The organism is Clostridium sp. MCC353 (assembly GCF_018785315.1).
GTDB lineage: Bacteria > Bacillota > Clostridia > Lachnospirales > Lachnospiraceae > CHH4-2.
Genome location: NZ_WQPN01000093.1, coordinates 24,446 through 38,213, shown reverse-complemented (window position 1 = coordinate 38,213; position 13,768 = coordinate 24,446). Strand labels below are relative to the sequence as shown.

13 protein-coding genes are annotated in these 13,768 nt (G+C 48.4%); 3 read left to right on the top strand and 10 right to left on the bottom strand.

Going from position 1 to position 13,768, the window contains the following annotated elements; translation table 11 throughout:
* Nucleotides 1–59 precede the first annotated feature (59 nt).
* A complete protein-coding gene (locus GPL15_RS16305; protein ID WP_215699750.1) occupies nt 60–956 on the top strand; it encodes a LysR family transcriptional regulator in 897 nt (298 codons plus the stop codon).
* A gap of 55 nt (nt 957–1,011) precedes the next feature.
* On the opposite strand, the gene GPL15_RS16300 is transcribed toward GPL15_RS16305, so the two are convergent.
* The 7 genes from GPL15_RS16300 to GPL15_RS16270 form a co-directional block, all read right to left on the bottom strand.
* Nucleotides 1,012–2,541 (bottom strand): altronate dehydratase family protein, encoded by a 1,530-nt coding sequence (locus tag GPL15_RS16300; RefSeq protein ID WP_215699749.1) that lies wholly within the window; start codon nt 2,539–2,541, stop codon nt 1,012–1,014.
* Nucleotides 2,542–2,574: 33 nt separating this feature from the next.
* Nucleotides 2,575–3,876: a lactate racemase domain-containing protein gene (locus tag GPL15_RS16295; RefSeq protein ID WP_215699748.1), complete on the bottom strand. Its 1,302-nt coding sequence runs from the start codon at nt 3,874–3,876 to the stop codon at nt 2,575–2,577.
* A 15-nt stretch (nt 3,877–3,891) separates the two neighbouring features.
* Nucleotides 3,892–5,403: a tripartite tricarboxylate transporter permease gene (locus tag GPL15_RS16290; RefSeq protein ID WP_252198467.1), complete on the bottom strand. Its 1,512-nt coding sequence runs from the start codon at nt 5,401–5,403 to the stop codon at nt 3,892–3,894.
* A 78-nt stretch (nt 5,404–5,481) separates the two neighbouring features.
* Nucleotides 5,482–5,961 carry a tripartite tricarboxylate transporter TctB family protein gene (locus GPL15_RS16285; RefSeq protein WP_215699747.1) on the bottom strand — a complete coding sequence of 160 codons (480 nt, stop codon included), beginning with the start codon at nt 5,959–5,961 and terminating at the stop codon, nt 5,482–5,484.
* A 24-nt stretch (nt 5,962–5,985) separates the two neighbouring features.
* Nucleotides 5,986–7,041 (bottom strand): tripartite tricarboxylate transporter substrate binding protein, encoded by a 1,056-nt coding sequence (locus GPL15_RS16280; RefSeq protein ID WP_215699746.1) that lies wholly within the window; start codon nt 7,039–7,041, stop codon nt 5,986–5,988.
* A gap of 65 nt (nt 7,042–7,106) precedes the next feature.
* The gene (locus tag GPL15_RS16275; protein ID WP_215699745.1) at nt 7,107–7,838 is read right to left on the bottom strand and encodes an RraA family protein; all 732 of its coding nucleotides are present in this window, start codon (nt 7,836–7,838) and stop codon (nt 7,107–7,109) included.
* Between the two features lie 11 nt (nt 7,839–7,849).
* Nucleotides 7,850–8,197, bottom strand: a complete 348-nt coding sequence (locus tag GPL15_RS16270; protein WP_215699744.1) for a cupin domain-containing protein — start codon at nt 8,195–8,197, stop codon at nt 7,850–7,852.
* A 226-nt stretch (nt 8,198–8,423) separates the two neighbouring features.
* Between GPL15_RS16270 and GPL15_RS16265 the strand changes: the two genes are divergently transcribed.
* On the top strand, nt 8,424–9,344 hold the full coding sequence (locus tag GPL15_RS16265) for a LysR family transcriptional regulator (protein WP_215699743.1): 921 nt from the start codon (nt 8,424–8,426) through the stop codon (nt 9,342–9,344).
* Nucleotides 9,345–9,351: 7 nt separating this feature from the next.
* Here GPL15_RS16265 and GPL15_RS16260 read toward each other — a convergent pair whose 3' ends face one another.
* Nucleotides 9,352–10,260 (bottom strand): AEC family transporter, encoded by a 909-nt coding sequence (locus tag GPL15_RS16260; protein WP_215699742.1) that lies wholly within the window; start codon nt 10,258–10,260, stop codon nt 9,352–9,354.
* Between the two features lie 344 nt (nt 10,261–10,604).
* On the opposite strand from GPL15_RS16260, the gene GPL15_RS16255 reads away from it, so the two are divergent.
* Nucleotides 10,605–11,507 carry a LysR family transcriptional regulator gene (locus GPL15_RS16255; RefSeq protein WP_215699741.1) on the top strand — a complete coding sequence of 301 codons (903 nt, stop codon included), beginning with the start codon at nt 10,605–10,607 and terminating at the stop codon, nt 11,505–11,507.
* 127 nt (nt 11,508–11,634) lie between these two features.
* On the opposite strand, the gene GPL15_RS16250 is transcribed toward GPL15_RS16255, so the two are convergent.
* On the bottom strand, nt 11,635–12,555 hold the full coding sequence (locus GPL15_RS16250; protein WP_215699740.1) for an AEC family transporter: 921 nt from the start codon (nt 12,553–12,555) through the stop codon (nt 11,635–11,637).
* A 228-nt stretch (nt 12,556–12,783) separates the two neighbouring features.
* Nucleotides 12,784–13,758 carry a hydroxyacid dehydrogenase gene (locus tag GPL15_RS16245; RefSeq protein ID WP_215699739.1) on the bottom strand — a complete coding sequence of 325 codons (975 nt, stop codon included), beginning with the start codon at nt 13,756–13,758 and terminating at the stop codon, nt 12,784–12,786.
* Nucleotides 13,759–13,768 lie beyond the last annotated feature (10 nt).

Sequence of the window (13,768 nt, the reverse complement as noted above, 5' to 3'; positions counted from 1 at the left end):
TCAATCGTATTTTCTAATAGCGCCTATAGAAAAAAACTGATAGACAGGAGGACACGGTGTTGGATGTTAAATATCTAAACTACATCATAGCCATCGCTAAAAAGCGGAATATGACAAAAGCGGCGGAAGAACTCTATGTTTCCCAGTCGTCTCTGAGCCAGTATCTGACGAAGCTGGAACAGGAAGTGGGCACTCCTTTATTTTACCGGGCAAAAGGCGAACTGACCCTCACGCCGGCAGGTGAACTCTATGTAAAAGCGGCAGAGCAGGTCATTCATATCCAAAAGGATTTATATAAAGAAATTTCCGGTCTTGACCAGAAAGGGCACATTACAGTAGGCGTGACTTCCCAGTTTGCCCTCCGCATGCTGTCCACCATCATTCCACAGTTCAAAAAACAATACCCTGAAGTAACCATAGAGATTTCAGAAACCAATCCTCCGAATCTGACAAAGATGCTGGTTGAGGAAAACATCGATCTGGGCATCATGGCCGCGGTTTCAAAAGCCCCCTTTGATGATCAGATGGAGATCCTTCGCACGGAAGAGGTTTATTTTGCAATTCCGGTCGGCCACCCGTTTCATAAAGACCGGCCCGATGGTTCCATCACCTATGAAGATTTCGTCAGATATTTTCATGATGATAATTTTCTTCTTGCCAAAAAGGGCTCCAGCATCGGTTTTCTTGCGGATCAGATCTTTGCGGCCTGTCATTTTAAACCCAGCGGCATGTTGGAAACCAACAGCATCCTGACCACCAGAAGCATGGTCGCAAGCGGTGTGGGCGTCACATTTATCGCGGATTCCTGCGCCACCGACCGGGAGCATGTGGCCTACTACTCCATGGAACCAAAGCTGACCAGGTATAATGCGGTTGTCAGAAGGAAAAACTGGGTGATGTCCGAGCCGGAGCAGGTGTTTTATGGGATGATACGGGATTATTTTAATGATAAATAAATCAGGGGATTGAAGGCGGCCAAATCGCCGTCTCCAATCCCCTGTATTTATGTTATTATGCGAGAACACCGATGGCCCAGGGGATATACTCGTCTTCCCCAACGCCGATTGCCTCACTCTTGCTCTTTCTGCCGGATGCCGTTTCCAGCAATTCATTAAATATGATCTGCCCCATTTCGTCCAGGTTTTTCTTTCCTTCTATCACCACGCCGCAGTTAATATCCATATCCGCCTCCATTCTGGTATACATTGGAGTATTGCTGGCCAGTTTAACCGACGGCACCGGAACGCATCCATAGCAGGAGCCCCTGCCGGTTGTGAATGCCATGATGTTGGCTCCCCCTGCAATCTGTCCGGTGGCGGCCACAGGATCGTATCCGGGAGTATCCATGAATACCAGCCCCTTTTCCCGTACCTTTTCCCCATACAGATAAACCGCGTTCAAGGCTGTTTCGCCGCCCTTTTTAGACGCGCCCAGGGATTTTTCCAGAATATTGGCAATTCCTCCTTTATTGTTTCCGGGGCTCACCTTTCCGTTAATCTGGCAGTCTCTTCCTTTGTTATATTCCAGCCACCAGTCAATCCTGTCCAGAAGTTTCTGTGCCACTTCCGGGGTTTTTGCCCTGCAGGTCAGGGTGTGTTCCGCTCCGAAAATCTCCGGGGTTTCCGAAAGGATAGCCGTCCCTCCGTTCTTCACCAGTATATCTACGGCCCTTCCCAATGCGGGATTTGCAGACAATCCTGAAAATCCGTCGCTGCCTCCGCATTTCAAAGCCAAAACCAGGTGTTCCGCAGAAACGGTCTGCCGTTTCGCTAGATCCGCCAGCGGGAGCATTTTATATACTTCGGCAATTCCATTTTCAATTGCCCGCACGGTTCCGCCAATTTCCTGCATCACGATCTTCTTGAGCATGGGGCCTTCCACCAGACCCAGCTTCTCAAACATGTCGTATATATTATTCCGCTCACAGCCCAGCGCCACAACCACAGTGCCCGCCACATTGGGATTATCCATATAACCGAACATGGTCCGCCTCAGAAGGTCCATCGGCTCTCCCGTCATCTCCATCCCGCATCCCAGGGTTGTTACCAGAGGGATCACCCCGTCCACATTCGGGTATGCCTTCAGCTTGTCAGGCGTAAAATAAGCGGCTATCCTTCGGACGGCAGTGGCCGAACAGTTGCTGTCCGCCATTACAGCGATATAGTTTCTGGTTCCCACACTTCCATTCTCTCTTACAATGCCCTGAAACACAGCCCGTTCATTTTCCGGAATCAGTTCTACAGGCTTATAATCCCGGCAGAATGCATAGTCAAGGGTGCCATGGTCAAATACAATGTTATGGCTGTGCATCATCACCCCTGCCGGGGTATCTTCCTTTGCAAAGCCGATCCTGATGTTGTATTTCACTACCGCCTCGCCCTTTTTTATATCCCTGGACGCAACTTTATATCCGGCGGGCACTGGGGTTTTGGTTGTAAATCCCTCACCCGGAACCTGTACGCCTGGTTCCAGGTCCATTCGCGCAACCACCACGTTATCCTGTTCATTCAAACGGATCACCGGACTTATTATTTTCTCCATATCATTTCCTCTCTTTCTTCCGCACCATATTGTTTATGTTTCAAAATTGCCTTCAGAATCGAACTCCCATTCATACGGCCCCTGTTCCCAAATGATATCGGGGTAATCTTTTATCTCCTCGTACAGTGCCTGGGAAACCTCTATGGTTTCCAGCTGAAGCGTATTATGTATGCGGGCTATTTTTATTGAATCCGGCTCCACTCCCATACAGCTTTTGATCGCTATTGCAACTGCTTCCCGGTCACTGTTCGCGTAAAATGGGATCTTACAGCCCTGTATTTCATTTGATGTCATTATATTGGTCCAAACGACCGACCAGTCTATGCTGTTGAGGCAGCGCCGGGTGGTGATATCCGCGTCTGCGATCCCGTTTCCGTTATGGTGGCTGTTTTCAGAAACACCTAAAATCACCAGCCGCTTTAAATCCAGAATCTGTTTAAAGGAATCATCCGGAACCGCCGCCCTTCCTGTGACGTTGGGATCATGTCCGTGACCGCTAATGTCTTTTCCAATCTCATCGATCACCAGAACATCCGCCCTGGCAAACTTGAACCGGGCCATGGATTTTTTAGCTTTCTCCAGGTTTTCTGCATCCATTTCCAAAAAATGCCCCCTATCAGCCACACCGATTTCACAGATTTCATCATAGGCGTTTTCCACGATTCCGATACCGTATACCACCGGCATTTTCTGCAGGAAGCATTCTGCCGCCTGAGGAATCCGTTCTGCGAACTGGGTGAACCCCTGTCTGTGAAACGCGGCCGCCCCTTTATGTTTGGCAATTCCTATGGCGATCATCTTCGCAAGGCCGCTTTCATGCTTCCCGCGGAAAGCCGTATGCGGTTTTTCTTTATTGATCAGGATAATGCAGTCCGATTCATAGGCATTTTTATCACAGTACAGAGGCGTTTTATCGGGCAGCTCACCATACCTGACCACCTCCATGCTGGATACAATGGGAACATCGATATTGCATTCCGTTATCCCATAACCTCTCAGGATTTCTAACTGCCCTACGGATGTCCCTCCTCCATGGCTTCCCATGGCAGGAATGACAAATGGTTTGGCTCCCCAGCTTTTCAACTGGTCACATACGGTTTTTACAATCAGCTGCAGGTTCCTGATCCCCCTGCTGCCCACCGCAATGCAGATGGATTTTTTGCGAAACCACTCTTTATCCCTGACTGCAAGATTCATTCTGTCAATCAGATATTGCTCAATGTTTGGGATCTTTTTATCATCATACCGTTGGTGTATCTTTACCATCCGGGGCATTTTTATCTGGTCTATTCCCTGTATTATAACCCCCTGTACCGGGGGAAACTCGATGAACATCTTAGAACCCTCCCGTTATTGTGTGATTTTAGACCGCTTTGCGCCGCGTATCCCTTTAACTACCGCAGCCAGCAGAGAGACAGCCGTAAGCCCTAAAAACAGCGCTGAAATCGGCCTTGTAAAGAAAGGTACCAAACTCCCTTCGCTCTGCATCAGCCCCCGCCTCAAATACTGCTCCATATTTCCGCCCAGTATGAACCCCAGCATCATGGGGGTGAGCTGGAATTTCAAACTGCTTAAAATAAAGCTGACAACGCCGAAAAACACAATGCATCCGATGTCAAAGACCCTGTTATTGTTTCCGAAAGCACCTACGACACAAAGAGCCATAATGATGGGCAGCAGAATATGCCTCGGAATATCCAGCAGTTTTATGAATATCTTCATTCCCATATGTTCCGTCACAAGCATGATAAAGCTGGCGATCAGCAGCGCGATAAAGATTCCATAAACCATGCTGCCGTTTTTCTGGAAAAGCAGCGGCCCGGGCGTCATTCCGTGGATGATCAGCCCGCCTAACAGCATCGCTGTGGTAGTATCTCCCGGTATCCCCAGTGACAGCAGAGTGATCAGGGCCCCTCCGATACCGGCGTTATTGGCGCATTCCGACGCAATGATCCCGTCAATGCATCCCGTTCCGAACTTGTCCGGATCTTTTGAGCTCTTTTTAGCGGCGATATAAGACAGCAGATTGGAAGTCCCGCCGCCGATTCCCGGCAGAATCCCGATTCCCAGCCCAATGGCCGCGCTCCTGATCATATTGACAATCTGCCCCGTAAACTCCATCCAGGTGATCCCGAATCCCTTTTCCGGCTTATATGTAAATACCGTACCATTATCACCGTCCAGACCATGATAAGCCACGCTGATAATTTCAGAAACTGCAAACATTCCAATTAACAGCGTCAGTATCTGAAATCCCCCGTGAAGGGACGGACTTCCAAATGTAAATCTCGGAAAGGCGTCGATGGGCGCCGCTCCCACCATGGAAAAAATCAGGCCTATTACGGCGCTGGCCAGACCTTTTGTTACAGACCCGCTCACCAGGCTGGAAATCAGGGTCAGGGAAAAAATGCTGACCGCAAAATACTCATATGCGCCGAACTTCAGCGCCAGTCCGGCCAATGGAGGCGCGATGCAGATCAGCGCCGCTACTCCGATTAAAGTTCCTAAAAAGGAATACAGAATCGCCACATTAATGGCTCTGTAAGCCTGCCCTTTCATCGCCATGGGATGACCGTCAAACGTGGTGGCAACCGACGCCGGCGTCCCGGGTATTTTCAGCAGAATGGCGCTGATTAAGCCGCCGGAAATCCCGCCTACATACAAGCCGATCAAAAGGCTGATTCCTTCAATCGGCTGCATGCCAAAAGATATGGGCAGGCATAAAGCCACGGCCATTGTCGCGCTGAGTCCCGGTATGGCGCCGAATACTATCCCCAATATGACTCCCGCTATAATAAGCAGAACTGTTTTGGCCGTAAAAATCAGCAGAAAACCGGCCGACAACATTTCAAAAACGTTCATAGATATCCCCTTTCCTTTCACTGTGCCGGGGAAAAGCGCTGTTACAAGCGCTTTTCCCCAGCCTTCTGCCTCTATGCCTTATCCCAGGATGCCGGACGGCAGCATGAGATGAAAACCTTTCGTAAATGACAGATAGATGACCGATGCCGATATCACCGCAATGGCAGCAAACATCACAGGCCTGCGCTTCCCTGCCGGAGCCAGCAGCATCATCTGAAGGAAAACATAAAGTACCGTACAGATCCAAAAACCGGCCGGCTGGATTAACACAGCATAAGCAGCCATTAATAACATGGTCTTCATGGCCTCTGTTTTACCCTTTGAATCATCCACTTCCCGTTCTGCCTCCATGGCAGCATTCTTCTTAACTTCCAAATATCCCTGTACCGCAATCGCCGCTCCCAAAACAAACAGCAGTACCGATGCCAGTTTGGGCATAAAATCCGGCCCCACGCTCATGCTCACCGCGCTTTTAATGGATAAAGCGGATATGAATAAAATGACGCTGAAAATCATGAGCAGACTGCCGGCAAAAACATCTCTGTATTTTTGCAGCATCTATTTTCCTCCTCTACGGCCTTCTTACTTCTTCAGCAAAGGCTCATACTGGTTAAACATCTCTTCCAGATACGCATATAAATCCTCAGGCCCCATATAATACGTTTCTATGCACATTGTTTCCAGAATCTCGTTCTGAAGTTCCGGATCACTGCAGGCTTTTTCCACCGCTGCGGCAAATTTTTTCTGAATTGCCGGGTCAATCCCTTTGGGCCAGGATAAAAAGTAATTTTTAGGCGCCGTCACATCGATTCCCTGTTCTTTAAATGTGGGGACATCTGGACAAACCTCGCTTCTCTCATCCGCGGCAACGCCAAGGACTTTAAAGTCTCCGCTTTCCACATAATCCTTTATCATTCCATAGGATGTTGCAATCAAGTCAATCTGGTTTCCTAAAAGGGCCGCCACCCGGTCTGACGATCCGCCTGCGTCAATGATATTGAACTCCACGCCTGCCGCGTCCTGTACCATCAAGGCCACCGCATGGGTATGTCCGCCGAAATCCGTGGCATACTGGACTTTGTTGGCCTTGGCATATTCCACAAGTTCTTTCATATCATTGAATTCAGACGCCTTGTTGGTCACCCATACCAGGGTTTCATCCATAAATACATTGGCTGCCATGTCAAAATCCTTAAATCCGAAATCAGCGACGCCGGAAATCTCCGTCAAAAGCAGACCTGGATGGAACATGAGAAGCTTATATCCGTTGGGGTCCGCCTGTACCACTTCCCTGGCCCCGATGCTGCCTCCGCTTCCCCCTATATTGGTGATGATGATCGGCTGTCCAAGCTCGTCCTGCAGTTTTTCGGCCAGCATGCGGGTGCACAGATCCGTATCCCCTCCGGCCCCTCCCGGAACTACAATTTCGATTGTTTTCGTGGGCCAGTCAATATCCTGTTCCCCGCTCTCCGCTTTCGGGGATTCTCCGGTCTCTTTTCCCTGTGCTGAGGTCTCTGCTTCATTTCCTTTCGGAGCGGTTGAGGCAGCTTCATTTCCCTTCTGTGAACATCCTGCAACGTTTGCCAAAACCATTATTACAGATATAATAACCGTTAAAACTTTAACCATTTTTCTCATACTTTTCTCCTATCCGTACCGTTTTCCCCGGTACACTTCTTAGCACCTGACGGTTCAGGCAGTTTTCATCTTCCGCTGTACTCTCTTTCCGCTTCCCTGCGCTTGGCGTTCACCATGCCCCGCCACTCTTTGATTTCACCCATAGAAACTTTCCTGCCCTGGTGTACGGCATCTTTACAGGGCTGAATGATATAGGCTTCCGCCGCCGCAACCTTTCTGCATGCCTCAGCCAATTTGGGCGCAATTTCATGGGGGATTTTTACAACGCCGTGACAGTCCCCGCAGATCAGGTCGCCGGGCAGAATCTCCATGCCGAAAATAGTTACCGGACAATTATATTCCTCAATGTGCGCATATCCGTGTGAAACAGACAAACATGATGCGAAGAAATAAAATCCCAGCTCATCCACCTCTTTCAGATCCCTGACCGCTCCATTGGTAACCAGGCCCACCGCCCCTAAAGACATGTGCGTGGACGCATTCACATCTCCCCAGAAGGTTGCAACGGGCTTTTCATCCATATCCTGGATCACCACCACGGTGGGGTCGTCCGAATCCCTTATGTACTGCAGATAATTCATGAAAATTTCCGGATCGTCAGACGGCTTTGTAGACAGAATTTTCCCAGTCGCCGCGTAGCCTATCATAGTCTTTTTGCCTCCTGTCCTCTGTTCCAGCCCCGGAAGTATGTACCCCTCCGTCCATGGAGTCAATCCGAAAAATTCAATGGCATTGCAGATCGTCGGCGCGTCAAAACACCTCAGCTCCTCAATTTGTGATTTCGTTAATCGATTCATTTTTTCCTCCTTTATGAGTTCAATATTACGGCAATATATTCCAGATCACAACTTCCAATGTTTTCCAGCAAATGGGAGCATCCGTCCCTGCATACCAGCGTATCGCCAGTGGTTACAATGACCTCATTTCCATTGTCGCTGGCCCTGCCTGTGCCTTTTAAAAAATAGTAGGTCTCAAATTCGCCGGTATGTTTGTGATATCCCAGCGAACACCCCTTGGGCAGCCTGCAGTATGCCCAAAACCGGCCTTTACCATCAATATCCTCTGCCGTAATAAATTTAGTCAGATATACCTTCCCTTTTCCTCCCTTAAAACCCTCCAGCTCTTCTGTCTTGATTTCTTCACTTCGCTTTACCATAAATGTCTCCTCCTATTGTTAGTAATCATAATTTCAAAAGCGGAGCATGAAACCGGGCCCTGTTCCAAAATGCCTCACTCGACACAAAAAGTATTGATTCTCTCTGTAAATATAGTATATTATAGATAACAATCCCTTACAAATACCCATAAACAATGTACAATATAGTTAAAAACTATATAAATTACAGACACTTTTTAATCTTTCATAACATCAGGAGGAATTCATGGATACAAGATACCTGGAATATGTGCTGGCGATTGCCGAATACAAGACGATTTCAAAGGCCGCGCAGAAATTATACATTTCCCAGCCTACCCTCAGCCTTTTCTTATCCAATTTAGAAAATGAGATCGGCCTGCAGTTGTTTCAGAGAAATCGGACAGAATTAAAACCGACTTACGCCGGTTCCCTGTACATCAAAACAGCAAAAAAAATAATCCTCTTAAAAGAGGATCTCTATCAGCAGTTTAATGAAATTATTGCAGGAAATGCGGGATGCATTTCCATCGGTTTTATGACCGTTGCCGGAAGCGCCATGTTTTCTTCCGTATTTCCGGAATTTAAGAAAATCCATCCAAAAATCGAACTGGCAATCACAGAGGCCAAAACAGCCGATCTGATCGAAAAGCTTCTGAACTCAGAACTCAACATTGCCATTATAGCGTCCATGGTTCCTAAGTCATCAGCCCTGCAGTATGTGACCGTTAAACAGGAGGAATTTTATCTTACCATTTCCAAGAAGAATCCCCTGGCCGAAACATTTTTATCCGCCGGACATCCCCTCACGCCGGAAGATCTTCTCCCGCTGAAGGACGCCCAAATAGTTCTGTCACCCAAAAACACGGTTAAAAGGCAGGTGGAGGATTCTATCCTCAAGTCCTATCCTTTGGATTCCAGCAGCATATATGAAATCAGCAACACCCTCACGCTTCTGAACGTAATAGAAAGCGGCATGGGAACCGCTTTTGTCCCGGCCGGATTCCGGACTTCCAACACGGGGAATTATTATTTCCCCTTATCAACGTCTCCACACTGGTATCTCGCCGCCGCATATCCTAACCACTATGCGCTGTCAGACGCCGAACGCACTTTAATTGAACTGGTACAAAACTATTATTCCTGTCATGATGAATACACAAATTGAACATGTTTTACAATACCAGACACCAGAGCGGGATCGTAATCAATGACAAGACAGTGGACACCACCACGCATTTCGTTGCAAATTTATAGTCCCCGTCATATTTGGCCGCCAGAATCGCGGTGCTGCTGCCCGCAGGCATTCCGGCTAACAGGACGGATACCCCTGTAATCAGCCCGTCCACATGAAACAGCCTGCATCCGATAAACGTGATCAGCGGTATGATCACAAGGCGGATTCCCGTATAGGCCAGCACCGTCTTGCTCAATATGCTCTTCACATCCACCTCGGCCAATATGGTTCCGATCAGGATCATGGAAAGGGGCGTGGTACAGTTTCCCACGGATCTGATCGTGCTGCCTAAGAATTCAGGCAGGGGAAGCTGTGTGATCAAAAGGATCAGCCCCAGATAGACCGCCACAATGCACGGATGGGTTGCCACCTTTTTTATCAGCGCCTTTTTACTGCTGCTCTCCGTAAAATAAGAAAGCCCCGCAGACCACATCACAATTCTCTGAGGGATCAGGTACACCGATGCGAACATCAGCCCTTCCGCCCCAAACACGCCTTCCGCAATGGGGTTGCCCATGAACCCGGCATTGGATACGACGGTGGCATATTGAAGCACCTTTTTCATCTTGCCGTGATATCCGTTGTAAAGGGTGTTTGCCATAATCATGCACACCACCTGAATCCCGCAGGCCACCAATATGATCACCATAAACCGTTTCAAGATATCCAGGCTGAACTCCATCCTGAATGAGTTTATAATATTACATGGGAGCACCACTCCTAAAACCAGGTCTGTCAGGATATTCTTCCCTTGTTCCGGCAGAGTTCCCCGCTTTCTGAGCACTACCCCTATAGCCACAAGCAAAAACATCTTTCCCTGCAGATTCAGCAAACTTCCCATATCCATAAAACAATTCCTCCAACCTGTCTTTTGCACGCTAATTTAATGTAACAGTCATCCCATACTTCTTGACCTGCCTTTACGGTCAAGGAGAAAAGCCGTCTGCATCACAATTTATTATTATATACATTTAAAAATTATAAGTAAATCGTTTTTTCCATTTTAAAGTTCCGGCTTTTAAAATTCCGCAGAGAAAGGGCGGAGCGTGTTCAAATGTCCGGTTAAAGGATTAATCAGACCAGGGGGTACACACTCCGCCAGAGGAAAAGTAATTGCCTATCCAATTATATTTTAGTATAATCATTGAATAGCCTTTATCATCAAATACGCACCGTATGACAGGAGACGCCATGAATGTCCAGCAATTGGAATACATTATAGAGATCGCCAAAGAAAAAAATATCACACGTGCCGCTAAAAATCTATTTATCTCCCAGTCCAACCTGAGCCAATACCTGGCCAAACTGGAGAATGAACTGGATGTCCCCCTCTTTATCCGCCGCAGGAATGAGCTTGTGCTCACCGATGCGGGCAGGGAATACGTGGACGCCGCCAAAAAAGTGATCGGAATCAAAGAAAACCTCTATTCCAGGATCGCGGAAGTTTCAAAAAACAGACACATCGCCCTGGGTGTTTCCTCCCAATGGGGGATGAACCTCTTATCCGATGTGCTGCCCCGGTTCCGCACCTTAATGCCCGGAATCCTTCTGGATATCTCCGAAGGCTCTACTGAAAAACTGATCCCCCAGCTCAATGAAGGCCTGCTGGATTTCGCCCTGATCTCCACCCATGAGTTCAGCGATCCGCTGAATCATCTGGAAATCCTGAAAGAAGAAGCCGTATATCTGGCAGTACCGGCCTCCTATGCCGAATCCAGCCAGATATCCCCTGATATGTCGGGGGAAGAAGCCCTTTGTAACCTCACCGGCTGCGGTCTGATCCTGTCCCAGAAGAGAACCGCCCTCAGGGAAATCTCTGACGAAATCTGTTCCAAATACCACTTCACCGCTGATACCGTATGTGAGATCAACAGTATGCCATTAACCGTAAAACTGGTGGCAAATGGAATGGGAATGGGATTTGTCCCCCAATCATGCATTAACCACGAACTGCCGGTTATCTATCTGCCTCTGTCCTCCAATGCCCGCCGTTATCAGGCTATTATCTACCGGAACCAGATGATCCTTCATTCCGCAGAACAGACTATTTTAAAGCTGATTCACGACAATTCACAGAATAACTACGATATGTAACGGTTTTCTCTTTCTTATTATAATAAAGAGTACGGAATTTTACCAATTCATTATAATAATGACGCAATCAGAATTATTAATACCACGCTGCTGTTCCCGCAAAGGGCAGCGGTAATTTTATTTCAGCTTATACCAGCTTCTGGATCAGGATACACAATGCCGGGATGGTCACCATGGAAAGCAATGTGCTGAGCACCGTACATTTCGATGCAAAATCCGCATCTCCATCGTATTTAGCCGCCAAAAGCGTGGTGGTCGCTCCCGCCGGCATTCCGGCCAACACCACCGAAATCCCTAATATCAGGGCGTCCACATGAAGCAGCAGCCCTCCCGCCAGCACCAGGCCGGGAACCAGAAACAAGCGCACAAAGCAGTAGTAGGCATTGTCCCTGCTGAACACGGTTTTTAAATCCGATTCTGCGACCACCGCCCCTATCGTTATCATGGAAAGCACCGTTGTGCACCCGCCCACATTCCTAAGGGATTTCTCCACAATGACCGGCAGGGTGAACTGTGACAGCATCAGCAAAAATCCCACTTCCACCGCAATGATGCAGGGATGGGACGCCAGATTCCTGATCACCGTCTTTTTATCCGCCGATGTGAAGCAGGCCAGTCCGGCAGACCACAGAAAAAGCCGGGCCGGTATCAGGTAAACCGAAGCGTACAAAAGCCCCTCCGGACCGTAAATCCCTTCTACCACCGGATTTCCCAGATATCCCGCATTGGAACAGATGGTTCCGTACTCCATCACTTTCTTCCGCTTCCCCTTTATATGGGGATACAGCACTTTGCTGAGCCCTAACTGCATCATCTGGATCACGAAAGCCAGCACGAAAATCTTCCCCGTGGAGACCAGCAGTTCAAAAGACATTTCCACATAGAATGAAATGATAATATTACAGGGCAGTATCACATTGATAATCAGATCCGTCAAGCTCTTCCTGCCTTCCGGCGTCAGAATCTTGAGTTTCGTCACAACAAATCCCAAACCCATGAACAAAAACAGCATACACTGCAGATTTAACAGATTGGTGAAGTCAATCATATGTTTTCTCCTATTCACTTATAGTAAAGGGAAAGATAACCGTTCGGACAGGTCTGCGCATTTACTGCGCGGACCGTACAAAAACACAGCGTTTGCAGGCATCCAGCCCCTCGCCGCAGGCGGCTTTAATGGGCTGGATGCGTACAGAGAAAGGGCGGAGCATGCATAAGGGCATGTTTGAAACATGCATTAGGGACACGCTCCGCCGGGGAAAAGTAATTTATTTCATCAGCAGGCAGCCTGTTTGATAAATACCGGCTTATTAACCGGCCAGGCAGGCTGCTGGCCTGATAAAACAAGGTCGATTTGAGAAGCCGCCTGAGTTGCCATCAACATCATGCACTCCTCCGTATTGGATGCCATATGAGGGGTCACGCTGACATCTTCAAAGGACAATAATGGGTTATCCATGGAAGGGGGTTCCTGGTTAAACACGTCGGTAAATACCCCTGCAATCTGTTTTTCCTCCATGGCCCGGATCATTTCAGGCTCATTCACCACTTCGCCGCGGGCACAGTTGATAAAGTATGCGCTGGGTTTCATCATGGCGAATTCTTTTGCCCCGATAAATCCCCGGTTATCTTTTGTGAGCGGCATGTGCAGTGTGACGAAATCAGCAGTTTTAAATGCCGTTTCCCAGTCCACCAGCTTCACATAGTCAGGAACGCTCTCCTGCTTCGCATATGGATCATAGGCGATGATATTCATTTCAAGCCCCAGATAAGCTTTCTTAGCCAGCGCCCTGCCGATCCGTCCAAACCCGATGACTGCCAGGGTCTTTCCGATTAAATCCACGCCCTTATGGTTATTTTTATAGAAGAAATTGTCCTCTTTCAACGCCTTATTGAGCAAAAATGTCCTCTTAGCCGCTGCCAGAATCGCTCCCAATGTGAACTCCGCCACGGAATTCGTGGTGGAATCCGGGGCATTGGTCACCCAGATGCCCAGCTGGTCGGCCGCATCCAGATCCACATTGTTGTATCCTGCCCCATGTCTGGCAACGATTTTAAGATTTTTACCGGCCCTTAACACCGCCTCCGTCACCGGAGCCGTCCTCAAAAGGATGGCGTCACAGTCCGCCACATCGCGGATCAGATCCTCCTCTGCGGCCCCTGTTCCCATTTTGATCTCATACCCCCGCTCCAGAAGGAATTCTTTTCCCTCTTTAGCGATATCCTGGGGAATTAACACTTTATAAGCCATATTCTTTCAC